The organism is uncultured Paracoccus sp., from assembly GCF_947496875.1.
Taxonomy (GTDB): Bacteria; Pseudomonadota; Alphaproteobacteria; order Rhodobacterales; family Rhodobacteraceae; genus Paracoccus.
In genome coordinates this window covers 213,261-227,058 of record NZ_CANMEH010000004.1, presented here as the reverse complement: position 1 = coordinate 227,058, position 13,798 = coordinate 213,261, and the positions used below count along the sequence as shown (strand labels likewise).

General features: G+C 67.7%; 14 protein-coding genes. 8 read left to right on the top strand and 6 right to left on the bottom strand.

What is annotated here, in order from left to right:
- Positions 1–178: 178 nt before the first annotated feature.
- The 3 genes from denD to Q0938_RS07525 are packed head-to-tail and all read left to right on the top strand — an operon-like array spanning position 179 to position 2,653.
- A complete protein-coding gene (denD, locus tag Q0938_RS07535; RefSeq protein WP_299360688.1) occupies positions 179–1,162 on the top strand; it encodes a D-erythronate dehydrogenase in 984 nt (327 codons plus the stop codon).
- Positions 1,162–1,893 carry a GntR family transcriptional regulator gene (locus Q0938_RS07530; RefSeq protein ID WP_299360686.1) on the top strand — a complete coding sequence of 244 codons (732 nt, stop codon included), beginning with the start codon at positions 1,162–1,164 and terminating at the stop codon, positions 1,891–1,893. Before denD ends, Q0938_RS07530 begins: the two co-directional genes overlap by 1 nt.
- A 25-nt stretch (positions 1,894–1,918) precedes the next feature.
- The gene (locus Q0938_RS07525; RefSeq protein WP_299360685.1) at positions 1,919–2,653 is read left to right on the top strand and encodes an SDR family NAD(P)-dependent oxidoreductase; all 735 of its coding nucleotides are present in this window, start codon (positions 1,919–1,921) and stop codon (positions 2,651–2,653) included.
- Positions 2,654–2,699: 46 nt separating this feature from the next.
- Here the strand turns inward: Q0938_RS07525 and Q0938_RS07520 are convergent, their stop codons facing one another.
- The 4 genes from Q0938_RS07520 to ugpC form a co-directional block, all read right to left on the bottom strand.
- Positions 2,700–3,584 carry a carbohydrate ABC transporter permease gene (locus Q0938_RS07520; RefSeq protein WP_299360684.1) on the bottom strand — a complete coding sequence of 295 codons (885 nt, stop codon included), beginning with the start codon at positions 3,582–3,584 and terminating at the stop codon, positions 2,700–2,702.
- 9 nt (positions 3,585–3,593) lie between these two features.
- Positions 3,594–4,535, bottom strand: a complete 942-nt coding sequence (locus Q0938_RS07515; RefSeq protein ID WP_299360683.1) for a carbohydrate ABC transporter permease — start codon at positions 4,533–4,535, stop codon at positions 3,594–3,596.
- Positions 4,536–4,598: 63 nt separating this feature from the next.
- The gene (locus Q0938_RS07510; protein WP_299360682.1) at positions 4,599–5,900 is read right to left on the bottom strand and encodes an ABC transporter substrate-binding protein; all 1,302 of its coding nucleotides are present in this window, start codon (positions 5,898–5,900) and stop codon (positions 4,599–4,601) included.
- Positions 5,901–5,925: 25 nt separating this feature from the next.
- Positions 5,926–6,981 (bottom strand): sn-glycerol-3-phosphate ABC transporter ATP-binding protein UgpC, encoded by a 1,056-nt coding sequence (ugpC, locus tag Q0938_RS07505; RefSeq protein ID WP_299360681.1) that lies wholly within the window; start codon positions 6,979–6,981, stop codon positions 5,926–5,928.
- A gap of 259 nt (positions 6,982–7,240) precedes the next feature.
- Here ugpC and Q0938_RS07500 point away from each other — a divergent pair, with 259 nt between their 5' ends.
- Genes Q0938_RS07500 through otnK form a run of 5 tightly spaced genes read left to right on the top strand, consistent with a single transcriptional unit; the run spans position 7,241 to position 12,323 of the window.
- A complete protein-coding gene (locus Q0938_RS07500; protein WP_299360678.1) occupies positions 7,241–8,191 on the top strand; it encodes a tripartite tricarboxylate transporter substrate binding protein in 951 nt (316 codons plus the stop codon).
- 1 nt (position 8,192) lies between these two features.
- Complete coding sequence (locus Q0938_RS07495; RefSeq protein WP_299360677.1) at positions 8,193–8,678, top strand: tripartite tricarboxylate transporter TctB family protein; 486 nt, start codon at positions 8,193–8,195, stop codon at positions 8,676–8,678.
- Positions 8,679–8,681: 3 nt separating this feature from the next.
- Positions 8,682–10,175, top strand: a complete 1,494-nt coding sequence (locus tag Q0938_RS07490; protein ID WP_299360676.1) for a tripartite tricarboxylate transporter permease — start codon at positions 8,682–8,684, stop codon at positions 10,173–10,175.
- The gene (gene ltnD, locus Q0938_RS07485) at positions 10,168–11,076 is read left to right on the top strand and encodes an L-threonate dehydrogenase (protein ID WP_299360675.1); all 909 of its coding nucleotides are present in this window, start codon (positions 10,168–10,170) and stop codon (positions 11,074–11,076) included. The genes Q0938_RS07490 and ltnD overlap by 8 nt, the downstream gene beginning before the upstream one ends.
- Positions 11,073–12,323, top strand: coding sequence for a 3-oxo-tetronate kinase (gene otnK, locus Q0938_RS07480; RefSeq protein WP_299360673.1), 1,251 nt, complete (start codon positions 11,073–11,075; stop codon positions 12,321–12,323). Before ltnD ends, otnK begins: the two co-directional genes overlap by 4 nt.
- Here the strand turns inward: otnK and Q0938_RS07475 are convergent.
- Both Q0938_RS07475 and Q0938_RS07470 read right to left on the bottom strand, forming a co-directional pair.
- The gene (locus Q0938_RS07475; RefSeq protein ID WP_299360670.1) at positions 12,312–13,070 is read right to left on the bottom strand and encodes a TIM barrel protein; all 759 of its coding nucleotides are present in this window, start codon (positions 13,068–13,070) and stop codon (positions 12,312–12,314) included. The two genes, otnK and Q0938_RS07475, sit on opposite strands and share 12 nt — an antisense overlap.
- A complete protein-coding gene (locus Q0938_RS07470) occupies positions 13,070–13,720 on the bottom strand; it encodes an aldolase (RefSeq protein ID WP_299360669.1) in 651 nt (216 codons plus the stop codon). The genes Q0938_RS07475 and Q0938_RS07470 overlap by 1 nt, the downstream gene beginning before the upstream one ends.
- Between the last annotated feature and the right edge of the window lie 78 nt (positions 13,721–13,798).

The window sequence follows — 13,798 nt, the reverse complement described above, 5'->3', positions numbered from 1 at the left end:
GCGGCCCGGCGGGCAAGGGCCTGCGGGGACCGACGTCCGGGCTGCCGTTGCACCGGAACGGATCATGAAAACTGCATGAACCATGCGTGAACGTCGCATCTTTCTGCGCCGGACACTTTTCCGCCACCGCCGCGCAATGTATACAGCCCGAAGGGATCTTGGCGGCGGGGACAGCGACATGAAGGTACTGGTGATCGGGGCGGCGGGGATGGTGGGCCGGATGCTGGCGCGCCACCTGCTGGACAGCGGTAAGCTGGGGGACAGCACGGTCACCGACCTGACCGCCTTCGACGTGGTCCCGGCCGACCTGGACGCCGGATCATCCGCCGTCCGCCTGTCGATCCGTGAAGGCGACATCGCCGACCCCGCAACGGTGGACCAGCTGATCGGCGACCGCCCCGACGTCATCTTCCACCTCGCCGCGGTGGTGTCGGGCGAGGCCGAGGCGGATTTCGACAAGGGCTACCGCATCAACCTGGACGGCACCCGCCTGCTGTTCGAGGCGATCCGCGCCCAGCCCGACTACCATCCGCGCGTTGTGTATACGTCGTCCGTCGCCGTCTTCGGCGCCCCCTTCGAGGACCCGATCACCGACACCTACATCACCGCCCCGATGACCAGCTACGGCACCCAGAAGATGATCGGCGAGCTGCTGCTGAACGATTATTCGCGCCGGGGCATATTCGACGGCATCGGCCTGCGCCTGCCAACCATCGTCGTGCGCCCGGGCAAGCCGAACAAGGCCGCCTCCGGGTTCTTCTCAGGGATCATCCGCGAGCCGCTGGCGGGTCAAGAGGCGATCCTGCCAGTCGAGGATAACGTGCGCCACTGGGTCGCGAGCCCGGCCTCGGCCTTGGGATTCCTGCTGCACGCGGCCACGATGGATTTGGCGCCGCTGGGCGCCCGGCGCTGCCTGAACATGCCTGGCCTGTCGGTGACGGTGGGCGAGATGCTGGCCGCGCTGGAGGATGTGGCCGGTCCGCAAACGACCGCCCTGGTCCGCCGCGAACCGGACGAGACGATCCGCGGCATCGTCGCCGGCTGGCCGCGCGATTTCGATCCCGCGCGGGCCATGCAGCACGGCTTCGTCGCGGATGCCAGCTTTCACGACATCATCCGGGCCCATATCCGCGATACCGGCGCTCGGCCCGAGAGCGGCTGATGCCGACCGAGGCGCTGACCCGACGCGCCAGGCGGGCCGCCCGACCCGGGCCGGGTCCCACGGCGGCGCCGGGACTGTCAGCACGCGACAGGGCCTATCAGGATCTGCGCCATCGCATCCTCACCGGCCGGCTGGCCCCGGGCACCACGCTGCTGGAAACCGAACTCGCGGCGCTGCTCGGCCTGTCCCGGACACCGGTGCGCGAGGCGACAATCAAGCTGGCGGAAGAGGGGCTGATCGACATCCGCCCCCGCCACGGCATCACCGTTCGCACCGTGTCGCCCGAGGACGTCCGCGACATCCTCGACGTCTTCTCTGCCCTGGAGATCCGGGCCGTCGAACTGGTCGCCCGCCGCGGCCTGACCGACGAGGAGCTGGCGCATCTGCAACAGATGCTGTCGCGAATGGAGCGGCTCACCGCCGCCGGCGACATCGCCCGCTGGTCCGACATGGACGACGATCTGCATTCGACCATCGTCGCGCTGTGCGGGAATCCGCGGCTGCTGCGCACACTGGGGGAATACTGGGGCCAGCAATACCGGGCACGGCTGCTGATCCTACCGCTGCGTCCCGCCCCGGTGCAATCGGACCTGGAACACCGCGCGATGCTGGCCGCCATCGCCGCGCGGGACGTCGAGGCCGCGCGGCGAACCCATCAGCAGCATCGCGACCGGGCGGATGCGCAGCAGGTCGAGCTGCTGCGCGCCCGGCTCGGATCCGGCGCGGCGTGACATGCAACAGCAGGGAGCAACACCGATGAACCGGATCGATCTTGAGGGGCGGCGCGCCGTCATCACCGGCGGGGCGCAGGGGATCGGACTGGCGATCGCCCGGCGGTTCGTCGCCAGCGGCGCGTCGGTGATCCTGTGGGACATGCAGGACGCGACCCTGTCGGCCGCGGTGGCGGAGCTGGGCGATGCGGCGCAGGGCCGCTGCCTGGACCTGGCCGATGATGCCGCGGTGGCCGACGCCGCCCGGGCAGCCGGCGAGGTGGACATCCTGGTCAACAACGCCGGCATCACCGGAGGGAACGGCCCGGTGACAGAGCTGGATCCCGCGATCTGGCGGCAGGTCGTCGAGGTCAACCTGAACGCGCCCTTCGTGATATGCCGGGCCCTGATCCCCGGCATGGTCGAACGGGGCTATGGGCGCATCATTAACATCGCCTCGGTCGCGGGAAAGGAAGGCAATCCGAACGCCGCCCACTACTCGGCCTCGAAGGCCGGGCTGATCGCGCTGACCAAGTCGCTGGGCAAGGAGCTGGCCGGGACAGGGGTCATCGCCAACTGCGTCACGCCGGCCGCGGCGCGGACACCGATCTTCGACCAGATGGCGCAAAGTCATATCGACTACATGCTGGCCCGCATCCCCCTGAACCGGTTCCTGGAGCCCGACGAGGTCGCCGCACTGGTCGCGTGGCTGGCATCCGAGGACTGCTCGTTTTCAACCGGTGCGGTGTTCGACATCTCGGGCGGCCGGGCGACCTACTGAACGGGGCGCGGCGCGGGCCCGTCCACCGCAGAGATCGGGCGGCCCGTTACTCCTTCACCGCCCCCGTCATCGACGAGACGTAGTAGTCGACAAAGAAGGAATACAGGATCACCACCGGCAGCGATCCCAGCAGCGCCCCCGACATCAGCGCGCCCCATTCATAGATGTCGCCGCGCACCAGTTCCGTCAGCACCCCGACCGGAACCGTCTTGTTCTCGCTGCTCGAAATGAAAGTCAGCGCATAGATGAACTCGTTCCACGACAGCGTGAAGGCAAAGATGCCCGCCGAGATCAGTCCCGGGACCGACAGCGGCAGCACGATCTTGGTCAGGATCTGCCAGCGAGTGGCGCCGTCCACCAACGCCGATTCCTCGAGCTCGTAGGGGATCGACCTGAAATATCCCATCAGCAGCCAGGTGCAGAACGGGATCAGGAAGGTCGGGTAGGTCAGGATCAGGGCCAGCTTGCTGTCGAAGATCCCGACCTGGAAAACGATGACCGCCAGTGGAATGAATAGGATCGACGGTGGGACGAGATAGGCCAGAAAGATCAGCAGGCCGGTCATCCGCGCCCCGCGAAAGCGCAGCCGCTCGATCGCGTAGGCGGCAAAGACCGACGCCACCAGCGCCAGCGCGGTGGAGACGACCGACACCACGATCGTGTTCCACATCCACGCCGGATAGGTGGTTTCGAACAGCAGATAGCGGATGTGCCGCAGGGTCGGCTCGACGACCCAGAACGGGCTGTAGTTTTCGTAATCGGTCAGCTGGTAGTTCGGTTTGATGGCGGTGATTGCCATCCAGTAGAACGGAAACAGCAGCACGAAGACGAAGCAGGCCAGCGGCAACCACAGCGTCAGAATCCGGCGCGCGCGGCTGTCGAAATGGTCCATCCCCTCGGAATGGTCGTCGGTGGGCGCGGTCTTGGCCATGGTAAACCCTCAGTCGTTGCCCTGCTGCCACCTGCGGCGTTGCAGACCGAAAAAGCTGAACAGGATCGCGGCCAGCAGGAACGGGATCATCGCAACGGCGATCGCTGCGCCCTCGCCCAGTTGCCCGCCCGGGATGGCGCGCTGGAACGACAGCGTGGCCATGAGATGCGTCGCGTTCACCGGCCCGCCGCGGGTCAGCACGTAGATCAGCTGGAAATCCGTGAAGGTGAACAGCACCGAAAAGGTCATGACCACCGCGATGATCGGGGTCAGCAGCGGCAGCGTCACCTTGGTGAACATCTGCCAGCGGGTCGCCCCGTCAATGGCCGCAGCCTCGTTCAGCGACTGCGGAATGGTCTGCAGCCCGGCCAGCAGCGAGATGGCAACGAACGGGATGCCGCGCCAGACATTGGCGGCGATCACCGACCACCGCGCGGTCCACGGATCGCCCAGGAAGTTGATCGGCTGCGAGATCACCCCCCACTTCATCAGCACCCACGAGATGATCGAGAACTGGGAATCGAAGATCCACCAGAATGCCATCGCCGACAGCACCGTGGGCACGACCCACGGCAGCAGGATGACCGCGCGAAAGAACTTCTTCATCGGGAGATTGCGGTTCAGCAGCAGCGCCAGCCACAGCCCCAGCGCGAACTTCGCGATCGATGCCACCACGGTGTAGATCAGCGTGTTGAACACCGACAGCCAGAACACCGGATCGTCGAACAGCCAAGCATAGTTTTCCAGCCCGACAAAGACACCGGTGCGGCCGATCTTGGTGTCCGTGAAGCCCAGCCATACGCCGAGGCCAAGCGGATAGGTCAGGAAGCACAGCAGGAACACCGCGGCCGGCAGCATGAACAGCAGGCCGAGGCCGTTGCGGCTTTCCAGGAACCGACGCAGCGCGGGACGGCGCGGGACCGGCACGGCAGCAGCTTCGTCATGGGCCATTGGCGTCGTCTCCTGCAGCGAAGATGGGTCGCGCGGCTTCGCCGCGCGACCCGAGGTCAGGGATCAGCGATAGTAGCGCTGCAGCCGCCGCTCGGCGTTCTCCATGGCTTCTTCGGGGGTGCGCTGGCCGGTCACCGCTTCGGCGAACATGTCGACGAGCACATAGTCAGCCATGGCGCCGGCCGATGCGGCACCCAGCGGGCCCGCATAGCCGTTGGCACGCAGGTTCTCGGACGCCTTCTGATACGGCGCGTGCACCGGATGCGCCTCCCAGACCGGATTGTCCGAAAACGCCTTGAGCGTCGGCGCGACATAGGCCGAGGCGCCTTCGATCCAGCGGTTGTAGTTTTCCGGCCGGAGCATCCACTCGACATAGGCCTTGGCGGCGTTCGGGTACGGGGTGTGATCGAAGATCATCAGCGAGCTGATCTGGTGCAGCTCGACGCTTTCGCCCACCGGTCCGATCGGGAAGTTCGTGGTCCGGATGTCGTCGGCGATCTCCTTCATCGCCGGGTCGTTGGCGGCGGCGTAGTAGACCGAGACGCCGTTCGCGGTCAGCGCCACCTCACCTGCCAGGAAGGCCCGGTTGTTGTTGATGTCCAGCCAGCTTTCCGTGCCCGGAATGAAGTTCTCGTAGAGCTGGGTGGCATACTCGATCGCGGCCTTGGTCTCGGGGCTGTTGATGGTGACCTCGCCATTCTCGTCGACGGCCTTGGCGCCATGGCTCCACAACAGCCAGTGGGCGTAGTTGTTGCCATCCCCGACCGCCTTGCCGTGCGGGAACCCGGCCGGCGTGCCGTTTTCCTTCAGCGCCTTGACGAGGTTCAGGAACCCTTCGGTGTCCTGCGGGAATTCCTCGAAGCCGGCCGCCTTGACCATGCTGTCGCGATACACGACGGCGTTGCCGATGACTGCGATCGGAATCGCGATCCACTTGTCCTCGTGCATCCCGTAGCTTTGCGGACCCGGATACCAGCCGCCCGACCGTTCGCCCAAGGTCGTGGCCAGGTCGGTCACGTCGACCAGCTTGTCTGGATACTGGAAGGGGTCGTCGAACCAGCCCATCACGATGTCCGGGCCGGACCCGACATTGGCGGCCACCGCGGCTTTCGGGCGCACGTCTTCCCAGCTTTCCTGGTCGATCCGGACCTCGACACCCGTCGCGTCGGTGAATTCCTTGGTCAGCTGGTTCCAGGTCTCCTCGTCGCCCTTGACGAAGGGCACCCAGCGCAGCAGGCGCAGGCTGGCGCCCTCTTCGGGCGTGAACGGACCGCTGAAGTCCTGTGCGAGAGCCGTTCCTGACAGCAACAGGCCTGTGGCAAGCGCCGCGCCCGAGGCGACGAGCGTTCTGCGGGTAATGGTCATGGGTTCCTCCTCCCTGGTTTGTTTTTCAGTGCGACAACCGGGCACCGGATGCCGCGTCGAACAGATGGATGCCGGCGGGATCGATTCGGATGCCGATCTGCTCGCCGGGCTTGGCCGTGACGCGGGTCCGGAAGACGCCGGTGACTTCGGCGCCACCCAGTTGCCCGACGACATAGGTTTCGGCCCCGGTCGGTTCGGTGACTTCGACGGTCAGCGGAACGTCGCCGCCCAGCGCCATGGATTCGGGCCGAAGACCATAGACGACCTGCTGCCCTGCCTTCGCCGCGCCCGCGTCGGTGACCGGCAGGACCGTGCCGTCGGCCAGCGTCACCCCGTCGGGTCCGAACACACCATTCAGGAAGTTCATGGCGGGACTCCCGATGAACCCGGCGACGAACAGGTTCGCCGGCCTGTCATACAGGTCCAGCGGTGCACCGATCTGCTCGACGATACCATCGTGCATCACCACGATCTTGTCGGCCATCGTCATCGCCTCGATCTGGTCGTGGGTGACATAGACGGTCGTGGTCTTCAGCCGCTGGTGAAGGTTCTTGATCTCGGCCCGCATCGAGACGCGCAGCTTTGCGTCCAGGTTCGACAGCGGCTCGTCGAACAGGAACACCTGCGGGTCGCGCACGATCGCACGTCCCATCGCCACCCGCTGCCGCTGCCCCCCCGACAGCTGCCGTGGATACCGGTCGAGCAGATGCGCCAGCCCTAGGATCTCGGCCGCGGGCCGCACCTTCTCGGCGATCTGCGCCTTCCGGACGCCGCTCAGCTTCAGCGAGAAGCCCATGTTCTCGGCGACGGTCAGGTGGGGATAGAGCGCATAGTTCTGGAACACCATCGCGATGTCGCGATCCTTGGGCGGCAGATGGTTGACGACGCGGTCGCCGATCCGGACCTCGCCCCCGCTGATGTGCTCAAGCCCGGCCAGCATCCGCAGCAGCGTCGATTTCCCGCAGCCCGAGGGGCCGACCAGCACGACAAATTCGCCTTCTGCAATGTCGACATCGACGCCGTGCAGGACCTCGGTCGCGCCATAGGACTTGCGCAGCCCATCGATCGTAACAGATGCCACCAACCCCTCCCCCAAGGGAAATTCCTGCCGGCATCGTATCGTTACGCAGCCGTTCGGCAAGCCCTTTCGTCGCCGCGCGCCGTGGCGCGCCCGTGCCGACCAGCCTGCGGGAAAACATTTGACAACGTATACACGGCCGCACAGTCTTTCCGGTGATTGCGTCGCCCCGCTCGACGGAAGGCGACGAAAATACCGGGCGGGGAGGGCCGAAATGGACCGGATCAACAGACGCAGCTTCGTTGCAGCAGGAATTACCGCCGTGACTGCCCTTTCGGGCCTCGCGATCAGCGGAACCCAGGCGTGGGCGGAATATCCCGAACGTCCGATCGAGATGATCGTGCCTTGGGGCGCGGGTGGCGGTACCGACGCGGTCGGTCGCGTGTTTGCCGAACTGCTGCAGCAGCAGTTGGGCCAGCCGGTCAATGTCGTGAACCGGACGGGCGGTTCGGGCGTGGTCGGGCACACGGCGATCGCGAATGCCCAGCCCGACGGCTACACCTTGGGCGTGATGACGATTGAGATCGACATGATGCACTGGCAGGGGCTGACCGGCCTGACCTACCAGGATTTCGACATCCTCGCGATGGTCAACGCCGATCCCGGCGGCCTCATGGTGGCGAGCGACAGCGAATTTCAGACGGCCGGGGACCTGCTGGAGGCGATCAAGGCGCAGCCGCCGGGAACATTCAAGGCGTCCGGGACCGGCCAGGGCGGCATCTGGCATCTGAACATCCTGGGCTGGCTGATGTCCGAGGACGTGCCGGTCACGCAAGTCACCTGGGTGCCCAGCGAGGGCGCCGTTCCAGGCCTGACCGACATGGTCGCCGGCGGCGTGCAGGTCGTGCCGTCATCGCTGGCGGAGGGTCGCGCCCTGATCGAGGCCGGTCGCGTCCGCGCGCTGGCGAGCATGTCGGACGAGCGGCAGGACCTGTTCCCCGACACCCCCACCCTGCAGGAGGCCACCGGCTCGGACTGGACCCTCTCGGTGTGGCGGACCATCGTCGCGCCCAAGGGACTGCCGGACGACGTGCGCAGCAAGCTGGTCGATGCGGTCAAGGCCGCCTACGATTCGGAGGAGTATCAGAAATTCATGACCGACCGGGGCTTCGGGCTGCGGTGGGCCGACCCCGAAGAGGCTACCGCCATCGTTGCCGAAGACGATGCCAACCTGGGCGAGGTCATGAAGGCCGCGGGTCTGGCGCAAGAGTAGGATGGCGCGCCGGGGCGATCTGCTGATCGGCCTGATCACGCTGGTGGGCGGGCTCGTGCTTTTCGCGCTGGCACGCCCGTTCGGCCCCATGCCGGGGCAGAATTACGGGGCCGGCACCCTGCCGCGGCTGGTCGCGGTGCTGGCGGTCATGGTCGGCGGTGCCCTGGTGTTCAAGGCAACGCGGCCGGCCCTGACCGGCAGCGGCGCGACGGTCGCCGAACCCGTCCGGCCGGTGGATCGGGCAGGAATCCTGCGGCTGGCCGCCTCGTTCGGGCTGATGGTGGGCCATCTCCTGTTGCTGAGGCCGCTGGGATTCGTGCCGGCGTCGGTCCTGCTCGTCGGGGGGATCGCCATGCTGCTGGGCCGGCGCTGGTGGGAAGCGGCTCTTCTGGCGATCCTGTCCACGCTGGCCATCCGCTGGGTGTTCGTCCAGTGGCTGTCGGTCCCGCTGCCCCGGACCGACTGGCTGATCCTGCCGGGAACCTAGGCGATGGTGCTGACCCAGGCGCTGGAACTGGTGCTGACCCCGCAGGTCTTGCTGGTCATGCTGGCGTCGGGGGCGTTCGGGCTGTTCGTCGGCGCGATACCGGGCCTGACGGCGACGATGGCCACCGCGCTGCTGGTGCCGGTGACCTTCTTCATGGAGCCGGTGCCCGCCATCGCCGCCATTGTCACCGCGGCGGCGATGGCGATCTTTGCCGGCGACCTGCCCGGCGCACTGCTGCGAATTCCCGGGACGCCGGCCAGCGCCGCCTATGTCGAGGACAGCTGGCGGATGACCCGGTCCGGGCACGCCGCCGATGCGCTTGGCGCACTGCTGGTGTTTTCGGTGATCGGCGGGGTGCTGGGCACGCTCGTCCTGATCTTCCTGTCTTCGGTGCTGGCCGAAGTCGCGTTGAAGTTCTCGTCCTTCGAGTATTTCTGGCTGGTGGTGCTGGGTCTGTCCTGTGCAATCTTCGTCGCGCCCGGCTCTGCGCTGAAGGGGCTCGTCTCCCTGTGCGTCGGGCTGGCGGCCGCGACCGTCGGACTCGACAACCCCGCCGGTCAGTCGCGATTCACCTTCGGCAATGTGGACCTGATGGCTGGGGTGCCGTTCATCCCCGCCCTGATCGGGTTGTTCGCCGCGGCCGAGGTATTTCGCGCCATGCTGGCCCCGACCCGGCTGGCGCGTGCAGAACGCCCTGCGCTGCGTGGCATCTTCAGCCGGCAATGGACCTATCTGCGCCGCTATCCGGTCCAGGTGCTGCGCGGCAGCGCGACCGGAACCGTGATCGGGGCGCTGCCCGGGGCCGGGGCCGACATCGCGGCCTGGATCAGCTATGCGATCTCGAAACGGTTCTCGCGCACCCCCGAGCGGTTCGGGCAGGGCCATCCCGAGGGGCTGGTCGAGGCCGGGGCGTCGAACAACGCCGCCGTTTCGGGGGCCTGGATCCCGGCGCTGGTGTTCGGGATTCCGGGCGATTCCATCACTGCCATCGTGATCGGCGTGCTCTACATCAAGGGGATGAACCCGGGTCCCACCGTCTTCCTGATGCAGCCGCAGCTGATCTACGCGCTGTTTATCGTGTTCCTGCTGGCGAACCTGCTGATGCTGCCGCTGGGCTGGATCGCGATCCAGATGGGCACGCGGCTTCTGGCCGTGCCGCAAAGCCTGCTGATGCCGGTGATCCTGCTGTTCTGCATCGTCGGCAGCTTCGCGATCACCAATTCGCTGTTCGGCGTGGTGGTGATGCTGGTCTTCGGGGTGATCGGGTTCGCGATGGAGGAGGCTGACATCCCAATCGCGCCTGCGATTCTCGGGCTGGTTCTGGGACCCATGCTGGAAAAGAACTTCATCACCTCGATGATCAAGTCCGACGGCAGCATGCTGGCCTTCTTCGAACGGCCGATCGCGGCCGGCCTTGGGGTCGTGGCGATCCTGTTCTGGCTGGTGCCGCTGATCCGGATGATGCTGCAACGTGGAAGGCAGGTGACAGATGGCTGACGAGATGGCGGCGGCGGTGATCGGGCTGGGATCGATGGGGCTGGGCGCGGCCCTGTCCCTGGTGCGGGCCGGGATCCCCACGACCGGCACCGACCTGCGCCCCGAAGCGCTGGCGGAACTGAGGGCAGCCGGCGGCAGCACGGCCGCTACGGCGGCCGAAGCGGCGGTCGGGGCGGACGCGGTTCTGGTCTACGTGGTTAATGCCCAGCAGACCGAGGCCGTGCTGTTCGGACCCGGCGGGGCCGTGGCGGCAGCCGCCCCGGGCACCGTGTTCGTGCTGTGCGCGACCATGCCGCCCGCCGACATGGTCGCGCTGTGCGACCGGCTGGTTGCCGCCGGCATGGTTGCGATCGACGCGCCGGTGTCCGGGGGGGCCGTCAAGGCGCGCGAGGGTACGATCAGCATGATGGCGGCCGGCCCGTCCGAGGGGTTTGACCGCATCGCGCCGGCGCTCGAGGCGATATCCGCCACGGTCTTCCGACTGGGCGAGCAGCCGGGCGCCGGCAGCCGCATGAAGCTGATCAACCAGCTGCTGGCCGGTGTGCACATCGCCGCCGCCGCCGAGGCGATGGTGCTGGCCGCCAGCCTGGGCATGGATCTGGCCGAGGTCCACCGGGTCATCCAGTCCTGTGCCGGCACCTCATGGATGTTCGCCGATCGCGGCGACCACATCGTCCGGGGCGACTACACCCCGCGGTCCGCGGTGGACATCTTCGTCAAGGATCTTGGCATCGTGACCGGGACCGCGTCGGGCGCGGGCGTGCCGGTGCCCTTGTCCGATACGGCGCTGAAGCTTTTCGAACAGACCGCGGCCGCGGGGTGGGGCCGACAGGATGATGCCGCCGTGGCCCGGCTGCTCGCCCAACGTGCCGGGCTGCGCCTGCCGGGGGATGACGAATGACCATCCTGGGCTGCATCGCGGACGATTTCACCGGCGCCACGGACCTGGCTGCGATGGTCGCCCGGACCGGTGCGACGGTGTCACTGCGCATCGGCCTGCCCGACGCACCGCCCGACAGGACGGCGGATGTCGAGGTGATCGCCCTGAAGATCAGGTCCGTTCCCGCACCCGAGGCGGTGGCCGCAGCACTGCAGGCGCTGGAGTGGCTGGCCGCGGCGGGGGCGCAGCGGTTCTACTGGAAATACTGTTCCACCTTCGACAGCACGCCCGCCGGCAATATCGGCCCCGTGGCGCAGGCGCTGCTGGAGCGGCGGGGCGCGGTGAAGACGCTGTACGTGCCCTCGTTTCCCGAAAACGGCCGGCGTGTCTTCATGGGCCAGTTGTTCGTGGGCCGCCAGCCGCTGGCCGAAAGCCCGATGAAGGATCACCCGCTGAACCCGATGAGGGACAGCGACCTGGTGCGGGTGCTCGCCGCGCAGGTGGCGGACGCGGTTGGGCTGATCGACTGGCCCACCGTTTCGTCCGGCATCGCCGCTGTTAGACGCGCGATTGCGGACGGGCCCGCGCACCTAATCGCCGATGCGATCCGCGATGACGATCTGGCCACCCTGGCCGCAGCGGCACATGACCTGCCGCTGCTGACCGGGGGCAGCGCCCTGGCGGCGCATCTGCCGAAACAGTATCGCGCCGCGGGACTGATGCGCGCGGCCGACCGCGCCAACGCCCCTGCCCTGCCCGGCGGTCCGGCGCTGATCCTGTCGGGCAGCTGTTCCGCCATGACCCGCCAGCAGGTCGCGCGGTATGCGGCCGATGCCCCGTCCCTGCAGCTCGACCCGCTGACGCTGGACCGGGACGGGGTAGACCCGGCGCTCGCCTGGCTGGAGGCGCAGCCATTCGACCCCGCCCCGCTGGTCTATGCGACCGCCGCCCCCGATCAGGTGCGCGCGGCCCAAGCTGCCCTGGGGGTCGAGAAGGCGGGCGCGGTCGTCGAGGCCGCGCTGTCCCGGCTGGCAGTCGCCGCCCGCGCCCGAGGTGTGACGCGAATTGTCGTCGCGGGCGGCGAAACGGCGGGGGCGGTCACGTCGGCCTTGGGTGTATCGCAGTTGCGAATCGGGCCGGAGATCGCGCCGGGAGTCCCGTGGTGCGTGGCCGAGGATGAGCGCGGCTTGGTGGCGCTGGCGCTGAAGTCCGGCAATTTCGGGGATACCGATTTCTTTTCCCGCGCCCTCGGCCACTCACACCAGTGAGGTCATCCAGGCGAGACTGTCCTCGGTCCGCCCCACCGGCCGGTATTCCGCCCCCAGCGGGCGCGACCATCCGAGATCGTCGATGGCGGCAAAGACATGCCGGTAGTCCACCTCTCCGTGATCGGGTGGGCCGCGATCCGGCACCGAGGCGAACTGGATGTGGCCGGTGATCGGCAACATCGCCTGCAGCAGTCGGGTCAGGTCGCCGTCCATGATCTGCAGGTGATAGCAGTCGAACATCAGCCGCAGATTGTCGTGCCCCAATGCCTCGATGATGCCGGCGGCCTGCCGGGCATGGCCGAGGAAATAGCCCGGGGCATCGTAGCGGTTCAGCGGCTCGATCAGGATCGTCGCGCCGGTGGATCGCGCCTGCGCGGCGGCGTAGTCCAGGTTTGCCCGGAATGCCGCGTCGGCGTCTGGCCCTTCGGCGAACCCGGCCATGACGTGCACCGCCGGGCAGCCGATCCCGGCCGCATAGTCCAGCGCCCGGTCGATCTCGGCCCGCGCCTCTGCCTCGCGCCCCGGCAAGGCTGACAGGCCGTTTTCCCCGGGGTGCCCGCGGCGCGTGTTCAGGCCCAGCATGGTCAACCCGGTCTCGTTCAGCGCCTGCCGGACCTGCGCCGGCTCACTGTCATAGGGCCAGTGGCACTCGACCGCGTCGAACCCGGCGCGAGCGGCCGCGCGGATCGCGTCGGGCAGGGACAGTTCGGCCCAGAGAAAACCGAGATTGGCCGAAAAGCGCGGCATCATGTCCCCCATTCGATCTTGTGGATATGGACCAGATCGGCCACCTGGGCATCGGTCAGCAAACGCGCGGGCAGCCCCCGCAGCAGCAGCGCCAGACGGGCCGTCGCCTCCAGCTCCTCGATGGCGTTGCAGGCGGCCTCGACGGTGCGACCGGCCACGACCGGGCCGTGGTTCGCCAGCATCACCGCGGCGCGCCGGCCGTTCAGTGCCCGCACTGCATCGCCCATCGCCGCGTCGCTCGGCCTGAAGTAGGGCAACAGCTTGACCTGCCCCAGCTGCATGATCGCGTAGGGCGTCAGATGGGGCAGGAAGTCGTCTTCGTCCACCTCGGGCAGGGTCGAGAGCGCAACCGAGTGGGTCGAGTGCAGATGAACGACCGCCCCGGTCCCCCGCCGGGTGTCGTAGAATGCCCGGTGCAGCGGCATTTCCTTGGTCGGGGCGGGGCCGTCCACGTGCCGTCCGGCCGCGTCGAACCGGGCGAGCTGCCCGGGATCCAGTCGCCCGAAGCTGCTGCCGGTGGGCGAAACCAGCACGCCGCCGTCCTCGGTTCGAGCCGAGATGTTGCCCGTCGAGCCATGCGTCAGCCCCCGGTCATAGATCGACTGCGCGAGACGACACATCGTCTCCCGAAGACGGGCTTCGCTGTCCATCAACCGCGCACCTGCTTGTGGCGACAGTGGACGGGCTGGCGCCCTGTCGCAGGCGCGCCCACAACGCGCAGCGAACGC